The organism is Streptomyces sp. NPDC002138 (assembly GCF_040296485.1).
Lineage (GTDB): Bacteria > Actinomycetota > Actinomycetes > Streptomycetales > Streptomycetaceae > Streptomyces.
Genome location: NZ_JBEOXE010000013.1, coordinates 20,835 through 34,480 on the forward strand (window position 1 = coordinate 20,835; position 13,646 = coordinate 34,480).

General features: G+C 68.5%; 10 protein-coding genes and 2 pseudogenes. 2 read left to right on the forward strand and 10 right to left on the reverse strand.

Annotated features, from left to right (window positions below; all coding sequences use genetic code 11):
* Positions 1 to 409: 409 nt before the first annotated feature.
* Entirely contained in the window at positions 410 to 772 is a 363-nt protein-coding gene (locus ABT084_RS11155) for a hypothetical protein (RefSeq protein ID WP_351040936.1), read from the forward strand.
* Between the two features lie 218 nt (positions 773 to 990).
* Here the strand turns inward: ABT084_RS11155 and ABT084_RS11160 are convergent, their stop codons facing one another.
* Positions 991 to 1,197 (reverse strand): hypothetical protein, encoded by a 207-nt coding sequence (locus ABT084_RS11160; RefSeq protein ID WP_351040939.1) that lies wholly within the window; start codon positions 1,195 to 1,197, stop codon positions 991 to 993.
* Entirely contained in the window at positions 1,197 to 2,891 is a 1,695-nt protein-coding gene (locus tag ABT084_RS11165) for a hypothetical protein (RefSeq protein WP_351040942.1), read from the reverse strand. Before ABT084_RS11165 ends, ABT084_RS11160 begins: the two co-directional genes overlap by 1 nt.
* Before the next feature lie 46 nt (positions 2,892 to 2,937).
* Between ABT084_RS11165 and ABT084_RS11170 the strand changes: the two genes are divergently transcribed.
* The gene (locus ABT084_RS11170; protein WP_351040945.1) at positions 2,938 to 3,462 is read left to right on the forward strand and encodes a hypothetical protein; all 525 of its coding nucleotides are present in this window, start codon (positions 2,938 to 2,940) and stop codon (positions 3,460 to 3,462) included.
* Here the strand turns inward: ABT084_RS11170 and istB are convergent.
* The 8 genes and pseudogenes from istB to ABT084_RS11215 form a co-directional block, all read right to left on the reverse strand.
* Positions 3,459 to 4,233: pseudogene (gene istB, locus ABT084_RS38000) on the reverse strand (IS21-like element helper ATPase IstB). The gene ABT084_RS11170 and the pseudogene istB overlap by 4 nt on opposite strands.
* Positions 4,233 to 5,828 carry an IS21 family transposase gene (istA, locus tag ABT084_RS11185; RefSeq protein WP_351041245.1) on the reverse strand — a complete coding sequence of 532 codons (1,596 nt, stop codon included), beginning with the start codon at positions 5,826 to 5,828 and terminating at the stop codon, positions 4,233 to 4,235. Before istA ends, istB begins: the two are co-directional and overlap by 1 nt.
* Positions 5,829 to 6,844: 1,016 nt before the next feature.
* Positions 6,845 to 7,403, reverse strand: a pseudogene (gene tpg / locus ABT084_RS11190) (telomere-protecting terminal protein Tpg).
* Positions 7,404 to 7,828: 425 nt separating this feature from the next.
* Complete coding sequence (locus tag ABT084_RS11195; protein WP_351040951.1) at positions 7,829 to 9,178, reverse strand: ferredoxin reductase family protein; 1,350 nt, start codon at positions 9,176 to 9,178, stop codon at positions 7,829 to 7,831.
* 204 nt (positions 9,179 to 9,382) lie between these two features.
* Positions 9,383 to 9,727 carry a DoxX family protein gene (locus ABT084_RS11200; RefSeq protein WP_351040954.1) on the reverse strand — a complete coding sequence of 115 codons (345 nt, stop codon included), beginning with the start codon at positions 9,725 to 9,727 and terminating at the stop codon, positions 9,383 to 9,385.
* 462 nt (positions 9,728 to 10,189) lie between these two features.
* Complete coding sequence (locus ABT084_RS11205) at positions 10,190 to 11,791, reverse strand: FAD-dependent oxidoreductase (protein ID WP_351040957.1); 1,602 nt, start codon at positions 11,789 to 11,791, stop codon at positions 10,190 to 10,192.
* Positions 11,788 to 12,693: an alpha/beta fold hydrolase gene (locus ABT084_RS11210; protein WP_351040960.1), complete on the reverse strand. Its 906-nt coding sequence runs from the start codon at positions 12,691 to 12,693 to the stop codon at positions 11,788 to 11,790. Before ABT084_RS11210 ends, ABT084_RS11205 begins: the two co-directional genes overlap by 4 nt.
* Before the next feature lie 19 nt (positions 12,694 to 12,712).
* Entirely contained in the window at positions 12,713 to 13,546 is an 834-nt protein-coding gene (locus ABT084_RS11215; protein ID WP_351040963.1) for an alpha/beta fold hydrolase, read from the reverse strand.
* Positions 13,547 to 13,646: the final 100 nt, after the last annotated feature.

Below are 13,646 nucleotides of genomic sequence, written 5' to 3' on the forward strand. Positions count from 1 at the left end.
TCTATGCCCTGCACAGAAGATCCACGAGACGCGGCCTAGCCCGGAGCAGCGGCCGGGGTGGTGGCGGCCCCGATCCACCGCCGAAGAGCGGCCGGGCCTGTTCGCCTGCGCAATTTGCCAACGAGTGCTTGAAAGGGCGCGTATTGTTTTCTCCCCTGGCGGATTGACTCGCAATCGCCAATGCAGCAGATGTCGCAGATGTTGAAATTGCAATGCCTGAATGCGCAACAACCCTGACGTGCGCCAGAATTGCCCGGAACCTTCGCCAGTCGTATCGTAATCATGTAGGTGATCCTGGGGCCTCTTGGAGTCACTCCGCAGTAAGCGAGTGAAGGGCACAGCGTGACTCAGAGCCTCGACTTTGGCTAACGACGACATCCGACGTCATCTGTCTGAAAATCAATAGCGGATGACGAAGGAGGAGGAAGAGGAGGAGGGAGCCATGTCACTGCAGGTGCATTTCGCAATACTTCACTGCTACGAGCAAGAAGATACGTTCGGTAACGACACGCCTATCATCAGGTGGAATGGGCAAGAGACCTGGCGCGGTGAACTCGGGTCGGGTGACGAGACGGACACGAATCACTTCGTGCTCTTCGGCGGCAGTGACCCGGGAATCGTCTCGCTGACTGAGGCGGACTGGCCGGACGCAGACGACCATCTCGGCGCCCATGCAATTAGAATGGACGAAGCAGGCGAGGATTGGCACCGGGCGTTCTTCGAATCCGACGAGGCCAAATACCACCTGGACTACCAAGTCTTCAACGGATAAGGGGCGGCTTTGCAGACTAGGCAAGCGGTCGCTCCCGATGGAACTTCCGCGCGGGGCCGGGGTTGCAGCCTCGCGCCACACGATCAACCCTAGAGAACCCCTTGTGCCCGACCTGTCGCGCCGACCGCGCGGCCCAGTACGGCGAGCGCTGAGCCATGACCGTCCTGCCCCCGGACGCGGCCCGCCTCGGGACCCTGGTCACCTACCTGCGCGCCGAGCTAGGACGCGCCGAGCAGGCCCTGGCCATCCCCGAGCGGGCCAACACGCTCGCCGCGCAGCGGGACGGTCCGGCCCACCGCGCGCAGTCGGCCCACATCGTCATATCGGCCCAGGACAAGGAGCTGCGGGCGCGCCAGGGTGCCCGTGATGGCCCCGATGACCGCCTCGGTGGTGTCCCGTCTTCTGATCTTGGTCCTTCTCTGCACTATGTGTCTCGGCGGGGTTCAGCCAGCTCGTGCCTGATGCGCCAGTCTCCGGCTTCAGCTGCGAGCTGGGCGAACCGCTCGGCGCTCGCGCGGTCACCGGCCGCCGCCCGGAGGCGGGCGAGCGCAGCGTAGCCGTTCGACCTCCCCATCTCGGCTGCGAGCCGCGCGACTTCTTCCGCGCCCTGTCGATCGCCGGCCCGCTCCTTCAGTGACGTCAGCGCCGACCAGGCACGTCGTGCGCCTGCCCGGGCTGCCAGAAAGTGGAGCCGCTCGGCGCCCTCCGTGTCACCAGCTCTTTCGAGCACTACAGCCAGCCTGTAGAGGGGGAGGTGGTCTCCTGCCCGGGCGGCGAAGCGAGCCAGGCGCTCCGCACCTTGCAGATTCCCGGCCCGTGTCTGGGACTCCGCCATCTCTCGCAGTGTGTCTCGGTATCCGGAGGCTGCCGCGAGTCGGGCCAGGCGCACTGCGCTCTCCTGGCCTCCGGCGCGCTCCCGCATCCACGCCAGCATGGCGTAGGCCGAGGGGTCCTCGGCCTCGGCGGCGAGCAGGGCCATGTGTTCAGCACCCCGGTGGTCACCGGCTCGTTCGCGTGTCTCGGCCAAAGCGGCATACACGCCCGGCTCGCCTGCCTCGGCCGCCTGGCGGGCGAGCTGCTCCGCGGTTTCGTGCAGGGCCATCTTCTGTGCCTCTCGGCACAACCGCGCCAGGTATCTGGCGTCCAGGGCGTATCGGGCAGCGGCGGCCCAGAAGGTGGGCGGGGGGATGGCCTCATCGCGGGTGGCGCGACCGTGGGCGTCCAGGTAGTCGGCGAGGCGGGAAAGGCCGGGCAGGGCGCCCATTCCGTCAGGCCGGGGCAGCGGTTCGAGGGCTGCGGCGACATGCTGCACGCGGGTGCGGGCGGTGACAAGGGCGGTTTCGAACCAGTCCGGTCCGGCAGCGGTGCGCTCGTCGTCCGACAGGTAGCCGGGGGCGGCGGCGCGCAGGAAGCCGTCCGGCAGCGGGGCGGTCCAGCCCAGGCGGCAGGCATCCATGGCCGCAGTGACCAAGGCGCCCGTGTAGCAGGCGGGTGGTTCGTGTGCCGCTGCGTAGCGGTCGGCCAGTTGCACACCGGCTGCGAGGGTCTGGGTGATCTTCCCGTCGCGGGAGGTCTGTCTGGCCACCGCGAGCGCCGGGGCATCGCCCAGTGCCTCCAGGCGACGCAGGTCCTCCGGCCCGAACTCGGGCGGGACGCGTACGGCGACGGCGGCGTGGCGCAGCAGAGCTCGCGCGTACCGGTGCAGGTCCCTACCGCCGGGAGCCGCGTCATCCGAGGCCCTGATGAGCTCGGCGTACCAGGTGTCCCACATGGTGGCGATGACTATGGCCGGGCCGGGGCGCGAGAGATGCGAGCACAGGAGAGCAGCCAGTTCTTCACCCTTGTGCCCGGAAAGGAAATGATGGGCGTCGTCGAGCCACAGCATGGTCCGCGGAGCGGAAGGGGTGTTGGCCAGTATCTCCAGGACGCCGTCCGGGGTGCGGGGGCGGACCAGATCCCAGTCTGCCAGGCCATCGACGGCGCTGAGCGCTTCGTAGGCGGATCGGGTCTTGCCGGTGCAGGAGCCTCCGCGCACTACGATCAGCACCGATTCTTCACCTGTAGTGGCGCGGTGCAGGCTCTTGTGAACGTTCTCGTTATTCCCCAGGGGTAAGTTCACGTAATTCCCCAGGCCCTGGCCCCGGCCGGGGGTTACGTTGGCCAGCGTGAACTTGCTGGGGTGGAGCTATCGGTATGTGGGACCGCCTGATCTGCGGGGCCTTGTCCGGCCGGAGGCTGAGGGCCGAAGCATCCACTCGGCATCGGACTTCGCCGACTGGGCTTCGTCTCTGGCGGCGGTGGAGTTGGCCGAGCCTTTCACGTTCGTCATCGACTCGGCGGGTGTGCTGCGGCTCGCGCCGCGCCGGAGCGAGCACGTGGTGTGTGCTGGCGGCGGCCCCGTGCTCGGTGCCGGGGAAATGAGCTTCCGCGAAGAGTCCGGGCAGTGGGTGGTCGGTGAGGTGAGTAACCAGTCGACCGGATTCTGCCCGGACATCAGTTCGTGGTCGGCCGTCGCAGAAGCTCTGGACTCGGCCGGGATCGAACACCCTCCAGGCTTCACCCACGAGGTGGTGTTCCGGCGCTGTCCCGCTTGTAGCCAGCTGAACATTGTTCGAGAGGAGGACTTCGTCTGCGTCTTCTGTGACGAGGACCTGCCGCGGGAATGGAACGTGGACTGGGCTGGGCGTTAGCGGACCGGGGGCTTGTCGGGCTTGTCGGTGGGGTTCTTGGGCCGTTTGTTCGGGCGGTAGCTGGGGCCGTTCATGATGACCTGATGGCTGGTGTTGATCAGCCGGTCCAGCAGCGACTCGGCGACGACCGGGTTCGGGAAGAGCGGATACCAGTCGCTGGGAGCCCGGTTGCTGGTGATGATCAGGGACCGGCCCTGCCGCTCACTGACCAGTTCATAGAGGTCATCGGCCTGGGACGCTCCGAGCTGGCGCATGGCGAAGTCGTCGAGGATCAGCACGTCGGGCCGTACCAGTTCACGGATCCGCTTGTCCCAGGTGCGGTCCGCATGGCCGCCGGCGAGGTACGCGAGGATCCGGCTGGTCTTGGCGAACCGGACGTGGGCGCCCTGGCGGACCGCGAGGTGACCGAGGGCCTGTGCGACGTGTGTCTTTTCCGACCCCGACCAGGCCGAAGAGGATGACCGACTCGCCCGAGTGGAGCCAGCGCAGGGCCCCGAGGTCGCGGATCTGGGCGGCTGGCCGTTTCGAGGAGGCGGTGAAGTCGAACTCCTCCAGGGTGACCTGCTGCTCGAATTTCGCCCGACTCAGGCGTCGTTGGAAGGCGACGGTCTCGCGGCGGGTGATCTCGTCCTGGCAAAGGACCTGCAGGAAGTCCAGGTGCCCGAGCTCGCCGCCGTGGGCCTGGGCCAGGCGGGCATCGAGGGTTTCCAGCATCCCCGAGAGCCGCAGCGACTTCAGCGACTCACGCAGGGCAGAATCCATCACGCTCATCAGATGCTTCCCTCAACTTCGCCGTGGACCTGGTCGTCGTGGAGCCCATCCGCCGTCTCGAACGGGGCGACGGAGGCGAACAGCCGCTGGGGCCCGTGGAGGAAGGCCGCGGCGCCCGCGTCTCCGCTCGATTCGGGCTCCGGATCGGTCTCGGTGCCGGCGATCAGGATGCCCTTGATGGTCCGGTAGGACGGGTCTCCGACCGTGATGGCCCTCGCGCAGGCGGCCTCCAGCCTCGCGTCGCCGTACTTCTTCTTCAGGCCGAGGATTCCTTGGGCGGCGCGGAGCCGGTAGAGAGCGTTGACCTCCAGCAGTTGGTCGACGACGGTCCGGCAGGCGTCCCCGACGTCGGATGCCTGGGTCCGGCACCAGATCGGCGTGCGCATCTGGAAGGCGATCTTCTCCGGCGGGTAGTCAGTCCTGTCGGTTCGTTTTCCCTGGTCAAGGGCCACGTGGGTCTTGACCAGGTCGCCGTCGAGGAAGACCTGCACCATCGTGGCGGTCGAGCGGACGTCGACCCGTCGGCCGATCAGTTTCCAGGGCACCGAGTAGAGAGTGCGGCCGACCTCGATGTGGATGTCCGGCCCGACCAACGCCGTTGACCAGCGGGCCAGCACGAACGGGGTGGGCGGCAGCGGCAGCAAGGTCTCGGCTTCGACGGCCTCGAACACCGCCATCGGGGCGGCTCCCTGCAAGGGCCGGCACTGCCGTCGGCCCGCCACCTTCTGGCTCCAGCTCACAGCCTCGGCCTGCATGTGCTCGATCGAGGTGAACTCCCGCCCCCGCCAGAACGAGTCCCGGATGTAGGGCATCGGCCGCTCGACCCGCGGCTTGTCCTTCGGCCGGGCAGCACGGGCCGGATCCACCAAGGCGCCGTAGTGGGTGGCGAGCTCGGCATACGCCTTGTTGATCTTCGGGTCGTAGAGATCGGGCTTGTCGACCCCGGTCCGCAGGTTGTCCGGCACCAGCCGGCGCGGGACGCCCCCGAAGTAGCGGAAGGCGGCGACGTGGGCCTCGGTCCAGGCGTGCTGGTGCAGGTAGAGGACCGGGCGGACGAACATGTGCCGCGAGCACGGCAGCACCATCACGAAGGCCCAGATCCGGTGCCGCTTACCGGTCTTCGGATTGGTCCACTGGCCCAGGTGGCCGTAGTCGATCTGAGCCTCCGAGCCCGGCTCGACGTCATCGCGCAAGACCGTGACCTGCGACCTTGCCGTCTCATCGGGCAGCGTGGCGTGCACCCAGCGGCGGAACGAGGAGATCGACACGTCCAGCTTGTGCTCGTCCCGGAGCCGCTGGTGGATCGTGGAGACGGTCACCGTCCCCAGCAGGTTCTTGATGTAGTCGCGGTGCTGGTCGATGTCGGGCCAGGTGATCTGCCGCAGTCGCCGGTCGGCGAGTTTGGGGAACCAGCTCTTGATCAGCTTGGCCCAGTCGGCCTCCCGCATCGGCGGCCCACCGGGCGTGATCCCGGACGCCTCCGCGGGCTCCAGGTACTTCCTGATCGTCTTGCGGTCCACCCCCAACGACGCAGCCAGCTCGCTCTTCGAGCGGCCCGCGTACCAGTGGACGTAGATCTCGGTGATGTCGACCACGACGAACGTTCTCCTTGCCATCCGGGCTGACCATCGGCCTTCCGAACCACAGGCCCAGGGCCGCCCACACGCCTCCGCGATGACCAGGTCCCTCGATCCCGAACTCCGTCGTACCCATGGCCAATTAGGAGAAGTCGGGATGAGGAATTACATGACGCTCAAACCACCCGAGATGGGGAAAAACGTGAACGCTCACACGAGGTTCTCAAAAGCGGCCACGAGAGCCGCCGAGACGGCACTGAGAACGTCGGCGCCGGAGCGCTGTTCGGTCATCGTCGACTGTGCGGTTTCGTTCACGCGGCACCACGTCCGCACCGCCTCATGCGGCGACGCGCCGAAGGGTCGCGCCGCCGCGTACAACGGCGACCTTCGGGAACGGACACGGGCGCGCGGTCGGAAGCACAGCCGCCCCAGCTCGCACCGCCGGTGTGCCGAGTCTCGGTAGTTGTCACCGCTGGCGCCGGATAGCCTGCGGAAGGAACTTGGTCGAAGCAGTCGGACTGTCACCGGAGAGGCGCTGCAGTTGTTACACGGGGTCGATGGGTGGGTCGTACGGGCACCGGCGCACAGCGTGACTCGCGAGGACCTCGTCGCCATGCTTCGCGAACAGACCCCGGCATGCGGGCCTGCCCGTGACACCTTGATTGCCGGGGGTGCCTTCCAGGTCCTTGATGGTTTGGTCCCGGCCAACCGGCACGCGGGTGTTTTCGGGATTCGAATCCGTACGGCCGCCAGACGTGGCCACACGGTCGAGGGCCTTGCCGCCAGTGTCGACATCCTCCGGCGGGCGGGGGAAGACCTTATCCGTATCGCTTTGCTTGACTCTGTGGACAGGTCGTCGGTGTTCACGATCTTCCTGAACTCCTCAGCGACAACAGTCCTGGCCTGCGCAGGCGGGCCCCGGCCCACACCACTGCAACCGGCCGACGCCCCCGAGTGACAACAAGCCAGCCTTTGTGTCAACTCTCGTGCTTCGGCTCAGCCGGGGCGAAGAACCTCGCACACCGGCGCGGGACTCAGTAGCCGACGTCGAGGTAGCCGATGTCGGTGAACTCGACGACCAGGTCGCCCGCGGCGGCGGCCGCTGTCCTTGAAGTACGCCTCCTGCAGCGCTTCGGCCGCGATCCGCTGGAGCGCAGCCTCCGATGCCCCGGATTCCTGGGCAGCGAGCAGGCGGGACGCGTACTCGGGCGGGACGTGCTGGGCGATCCGCCGCATCCGTCCGTCGTCGGTCGTGCCCGGGGCCGCGGTGAACCCGAACCGGGCGCGGGTCTCGATGACCAACCCGGTGCGCTGCGCAGCCTGCTGGCGGGCGGGCTTCTTGACCAGGGGCTGCCAGCGCCGGGTCACCTCAGCGGCCAGGCGCTCGGCGAGTTCGGGGCGCGGGGTTTTGATCTGGTCCTTCACGTACCGCTCGACGGTCCGCTGGGAGATGGCCAGGAGCACGGCGACGGCCTTGGTCGAGCCCTTGTGCTGCTTGACGAGGTAGCGGATCTGGGCTCCGGCGGACTTGGGGATGGGGCGGGTGCCCTTGGCCGCGGCGGCCCGGTCCAGGCTGTCCCCGACGATGCCCACCGTGCCATCTCCCGTCGTATTGGTGAGTTCTCACGATAGCGGCAGGCGCATTCCCAGCCGGGCCTGCAAGGCGAGGCGCGAGGCCTCTGCCGAGACGAATATCGATCGGGTCGGGGAAACCGGCCCTCGCGGCGGGCCTGGGTGAGGTGGGAGGACAGGCAGTGGCCTGTCGCCGGTTTTGCCGGCGCAGATCCGTTCCCCCACCGGCGCGCACTCCTTCGGGGTCGGTCCGGCCGCTGACGGCTCCCGGGCCGGACGGTTCAGCAGAGCCGTCCACGTGCTCTTGTCCAGCTCGACCGAACGCGCGGCCTCGGTCTGCGTACGGTGAAACGTCTGCACACGCCGGGCCGCTGCCTGCGCAGGTCGGGCAGGACCTCGGTCTTCACGAACTCCGGAGTTGTTTGACCCGCATGGTCGGCGGTTCGTCAGCGGAAGGCGAAGTGCTCGGCGTGGAGATGCTGGCGGGGGACGCCCTGGCGGTGGAGGGCGCGAGTGAGGTTTTCGATCATTGAGGCGGGGCCGCAGAGGAAGACGTGCGTGTCGGGGGTGATCGGTCCGGCCTCGGCCTGGATTCTTTCGGCGGTCAGACGGCCGTGGCTGCGGCTGAACGTCGGGTGGAGCCGGAGCTCGGGGCGGTGCGCTGCCGCTGCGGTGAGTTCCGGGAGGAACGGTGCGTCTTCGGCGGTGGGGGCGCAGTAGAAGAGGTCGGTGCGGGGCGGCGCTGCACTGGGGTGGGTGAGCCAGCCGAGGAAGGGCGCGATACCGATGCCCCCCGCGATCCATATCTGCCGGGATCCGCCGAGGGTGTGGTCGAACATGCCGTAAGGACCCTTGAGGGTTGCGGGGTGTCCTTCACTTATGTCCGTGTAGAGGCCGCGTGTACCGCGGCCCAGGGCACGGATGGTGAGGCGTACCGAGCCGTCGGCCTGCGTTCCCGCGACGCTGAAGGGGTGTTCGTGCCAGCCGCCGACCCGCAGGTAGACGAACTGGCCCCCTGTCACGGGAAGCGTCGTCTCGCCGGTGGGCGTGAGGGTCAGGTCGAGGATGTCGGGTGTCGGCCGCTCGACACGGTGGACGGTGTAGTCCGCCCGGGGTTCCCTGCGCCGTAGCACCAGTTCGTCGTAGGCGTAGGCGGTCATGCCGATGGTGGCCATGGTGACGTAGATCGCCAGGAGGGGCGTGGACCCGTTGATGATGAGATCGAGGAACCAGCCGTGCAACAGCGCCGACAGGAGCAGCAGGCCGGTGAGGCGATGCAGGAACAGCCAGCGCTCGTAGGGCAGTCGGAGGATGCGGCCGACCTGGCCGAGTGAGATGAGGACGAGCAGCAGCAGGCCGATGGCGGAGACGGCACCGAGGAGATGGCCCATCCCTACCGACGCGGTCCGGTGGGCGTAGCCGTACTGGCTCCCGTCGAAACCGGAGAAAAAGTGGAGGAGCAGGTGGGGGGTGAGCAGGAGTATGGACCATACGGCGTACAGCTTGTGCTGACGGTACATGCGATCCAGGCCGCCGAACCACTGCTCCAACCACATCAGGCGGGTGGCCAGCACCAGGGTGCAGGACATCAGGTAGGCGGACAGGACGCCGACGAACTCGCCAGCGAAATAGACAGCGCTGAGACCCTCGGGCCTGAGCCAGTCCCAGGCCAGATAGAGGATGACCGCTCCGGTTGTGACCGACAGGGGTCCGACGTGGCGCTTCTTCAGGCGCGCGTCCAAGGGGGCGCGCGCGATCCGGATAGCGTAGATCGCTATCACGATCAGGACGGGCATCGTCTACCCCTCGGGGGTCGGCACTGTGGACGGAGGGGCGCTGGTGAAGGCAGGTGGACCGTGCGGTCGCGGCTTGAGCGCCATCGGGCCCAGGTGGCTGCGGTTCCTATCAAACCAATATTGGCTACACTGTAGCCGTTTAGCTGCTTTCAGGCGACTGTGGCGCTACCCATCAGTGGAGGCGTGGACTCGATCCGCAGCGCTTCAGGCGAACAAGGCCACGAGGTATGAGGCGACAAGCACCGCGCACACGGCGGCGGGCACGAATTTTACAACCGGGTCGCCCTTGCGCAGGTGCACGATCACAGCTCCGGCGAGCAGCAGGAGAAGCCCAACCCCCGCAAGGCCGCCGAGCGGCGGCACGGCGAGGCCGAGCGCCACGCCGGCGCCTCCTGCCACTTGCAGCACGCCGATGCGGCGGTAGGCGGCGACGGAGAAGCCGGTCTCGGCGGCCAGCTCGCGCGCCTTCGGCAATGCGAGTGTGTTGAGCACTCCGATTGCCCCGAAGATCAGGGCGATGAGGCAGGCGAGGCTGATGGTGAGGATCATGAGGTGATTCCAGGGTGTCGGGGTCGGGGCGTCGGGGGCGTCAACGGTGACGACCGATGGCGCGCAGGTCGTCACGAGACTGTTACTGGATAGGTCGGGCGGTCGGGTTGCCGGCCGGGCGCATCACTCGGCGTCCCGACGGGCGAGTTGGTCGATCAGGCCGGGGCTTGTCGGCGACCGTCCATTCCTCCGCGAGTGCAGGTCCTCCCGCGGCGCCGACTACCTCCCGGGCAAGGCTGCCTGCGCTGTCGCCACCCAGGAACGCCGTCCGCCTGCACCTGGTCCACTGCGTCTGTGCACTCTTCGCGCTGCGCGCCCCGCATCGGGCCCGGAGCCTGGGCGCCTCGGTGGCTTCGACGAGGGCTGCGATGGTCTCGCTGTCGACGGGGATGTCGACGTGCTCGGCGTCCCCCCGGTCCGGCGTCATCGTGATGACCTGAGCCCCGCGCAGCAGTGTGCGGCTCATTCAATGGCCCCCGAACCGGGGTAGGCGTGGCTCGGCTGGGACAGCTGGGACATGGTGCGGGTCCTTGTCTGCGGCGTCATCGCCCGCACGGCGGCTTGTGTGGTGGTGAGGAAGTCCCGGATGGCGATGTGGCCGATGTAGCCGTCGGGGCGGATCAGCAGCAACGTGTCGCCGGTCAGGCCGTAGGCACTGCGCAGCGTGTTTCCGTGGTCGGACAAGGCGCGGCCGTCGCCCGTGGCCGGTCCGACGGTCAGCCGCTTCAGCTGGGCGCCCGTCATCGGCCAGTCGAGGAGGTCGAGGTCCCGGGCGGCGCCGGGGCCGTAGGCGATGGCGCTGAAGTGCGGTCCCTGGAAGAGGTTGAACAGGCGGGTCTCGGCGCCGTCGGCGCCGAGCAGTCGAGCGTCCGGGGCGCGGTCGCCCACGTGCAGCGTGCCGGTGCCGGTGCCGTCGGCGGGTGCGAGCGGGCCGCCGAAGTAGGTCAGGGCGAGCTGCTGCTCGTCCTTGCCGCGCTTCATGCTGGAGGGGTCGAGCTTGGCGATGCCGCCCCACTTCTCCGTGGACAGGCCCAGGACCCCGGCGGCGATCGGCTGCCGCTCGGCCTCGTAGGTGCCCAGCAGGGCCGGGTCGGCGCCGGCGAGGACCTGGCCGAGCTTCCAGCCGAGGTTGTAGCCGTCCTGCATACCGGTGTTCAAGCCCTGGGCGCCGGCCGGGGTGTGGACGTGCGCGGCGTCGCCGACGAGGAAGACACGTCCGCGGCCGTAGTGCTCCGCAAGACGGATGTTGGGCCGGAACACGGACTTCCAGTGGATCTCGTGCAGCTGGATGTGCCGGTTGCGGGTGTGGGAGTGGATCCGGTCGATGATGGCGCCGATCTCCTGGGGCGGTTTCTCGTCGGGCGTGAGCCGGATCATCCACTGGAACATGTCGCTGTCGGGGAGCGGGCAGGCGGCGATGAGCTTGCCGCCGAGGCCGGGCCACATGTGCCAGCGGTTGCGGGCCAGGCCGCTGACGGAGGCGTCGACGATCAGCACGCGGTCGGACTCGTCCGTCGTCCCGGCGAAACCGATGTCGAGCTGCTTGCGCACCGCACTGGAGCCGCCGTCGGCCCCCACGGCATAGCGGGCGACGATCTCCTCGACCCCGGCCGCGCCCACCACCTTGGCGAGCACCGTGTCCTCGTCCTGCGTCAGCTCGGTCAGTTCCTTGTTGAACTCGACCTCGCGGCCGAGCTCGCTGAGCCGGGCGTGCAGGGCGCGGTCCGTGCGGAACTGCGGGATCAGCCAGGTGTTCGGGTACGGGACGTCCGGGGTTGTCTCTTTGTGGGGGAACATCTTCCACGGCACGCCGAGGGGTCCGGCATGGAGCCCGAGCTTGGGATAGAGGTCGCCGCCGGCCAGCACGTCGTCGAGAGCGCCGAGGTCTTCGAGGACTTCGAGGCTGCGGGGCTGGATGCCCTTGGCGCGCGAGCCGTCGAAGGTGTGGGGGGACCTGTCGACGATCCGGACGTCGAGTCCGCGGCGTACGAGGTCGATCGCCAGGGCGGAGCCCGAGGGGCCGGCGCCGACGATCAGTACGTCGATGGTCTGCGGGTTGTTCATGAGTCGAGCCTTTCGGTGCGTGCGGACACGAACGGGACGAGCTGATCGGCGACGTCGCGAGGCCGTTCGAACGGGGCCATGTGCCCGCACTTGGTAATGACGTGATGTTTCTGGGGCTTCAGCAGGGCGCGCGCCGCGTCGATGTGCACCGGCGGCGTGACGGTGTCCTCGTCGCCCCACAGCAGCAGCGTCGGAATGCCCAGCGCCCCCGTCCGCCGGAAGAGGTCGTCACGGCCGGCGAGAGGCAGGTGCTGGAGGGTGTCGAAGACCGCGTACAGCGAGCCCTCGAAGTGGAGGGTGCCGAGGACCATCTCGGTCAGCTCCGCGCCGAGCCCGGGGTCCCGGACGTTGTGCCCGAGGTGCCCCTGGAGCAGCCGGAGGCCGCGACGGCGGGCGATTGCTCTGGCCAGCAGATCGCTGCGCAGCAGCCGGTCGGGGGAGGCCGACCGCGGTTTCGCGAGACCGGCGGGGCCGACGATGGTGAGCGTGGACACCGACGAGCGGTGCTGGGCCGCGTACGTCATGGCGACGAGCGCGCCCATGGAGGTGCCGACCAGGTGCAGGGGCCGCGCCGTCAGGCCGAGCCGGTCCGTCAGCTCGGCCAGCTGCCGCGTGAACAGCGTCTCGTCGTACCGCGCCTGTACCCGGTCGGAGTAGCCGCGGCCGTAGGCGCTGCAGGTCAGCGTGCGCAGCCCGCGGGCGTGCAGCTCGCTGACGAGGCCGTCCCAGTAGGACAGCGGAATGGTCAGACCGCCCGCCATCAGGACCACGTCCCCGTCCTCGGGCCCCGTCAGCTCGTAGTGGGTGACGCCGTCGGACAGCTCGATGAAACTGCCGCGCAGCGCCTTGCGCGAGGCGGCGGTGAGCTTGAGGTTCTCGCCAGGGGCGACGAAGTACTTCATGGCACGGGTCTCCTTGCCCTCAGTTCGCGGGGGTGTCGGCGCGGGAGCCGAGGAACATCGCGATCGCGTCCGCGACCCACTGCGGTTCCTCCTCCGGCAGCAGATGTCCGCCGTGGGGGTGGACCAGCTCCCGGGCGCCGGGGATGTCGCGGGCGAAGTGCTGGCCGTCGATGCTCGCGCTGCGCAGCACCAGCGTCGGCACCGTGATGCGGGGGATCTGCGCGCTTCGGTCCGGCTGGTCGGTGTTGCAGAAGTCGACGAAGGCCGAGCGGTTACCGGGGCGGCTCATGAGCTGGTAGGCGCGGTCCACCATGGCGTCGTCCACGATCTGCGAACGCGGCCCGACCGCCCCGCGCAGGTTGCGCTCGATGGCCCCGCGCGGCATCACCCGCCTCAGCAGCGGCCGCACCAGCGGATTGCGGATCAGGCGCATCCCCGCGGGCACCGTCTTCTCCGGGTAGCCGGTGGCATTGACCAGCACCAGGCCGGTCAGCCGCTCCGGATGATCCAGCGCGACGTTCCAGGCGATGTTGCCGCCCAGGGAATTGCCGGCCACCACGTAGCGCGGCACGCCCAGCGCCTCCACGAAGCCCGCCACCGCCGCGGCGTACGGCGGAAGCCGGTAGTCGCGGTCCTTGCGCGGGCCCGTCAGCCCGAACCCCGGCAGGTCGGGACGGATGACGTCGAACGAATCCGACAGCAGATCCGCCGCGCGGTCGAAGTGCTGCAGGGACGAGGCACTGCCGTGCAGCAGCACGAGAGCCGGGCCGTGCCCGGCGCGCTTGTAGTGGATCCGCAGGCCGTCCACCTCGACGAACCGGGAGTCGGGCTGGGGCTCAGACCAGATACTCATAATGGATACACTGTTACCGATAAGGTGGTCCTGTCAAGCGGAAGCCCTCGTTGCGGGCGCGGCAATCCGCCTCAGACGACCCCTGCACGACAACCCCCGA

Coding starts and splice junctions, on each gene's coding strand:
- ABT084_RS11155 (WP_351040936.1), top strand. CDS start 410: ATGACGAAGGAGGAGGAAGAGGAGGAGGGAGCCATGTCACTGCAGGTG.
- ABT084_RS11195 (WP_351040951.1), bottom strand. CDS start 9,178: ATGCCCGTCCTGATCGTGATAGCGATCTACGCTATCCGGATCGCGCGC.
- ABT084_RS11200 (WP_351040954.1), bottom strand. CDS start 9,727: ATGATCCTCACCATCAGCCTCGCCTGCCTCATCGCCCTGATCTTCGGG.
- ABT084_RS11205 (WP_351040957.1), bottom strand. CDS start 11,791: ATGAACAACCCGCAGACCATCGACGTACTGATCGTCGGCGCCGGCCCC.
- ABT084_RS11210 (WP_351040960.1), bottom strand. CDS start 12,693: ATGAAGTACTTCGTCGCCCCTGGCGAGAACCTCAAGCTCACCGCCGCC.
- ABT084_RS11215 (WP_351040963.1), bottom strand. CDS start 13,546: ATGAGTATCTGGTCTGAGCCCCAGCCCGACTCCCGGTTCGTCGAGGTG.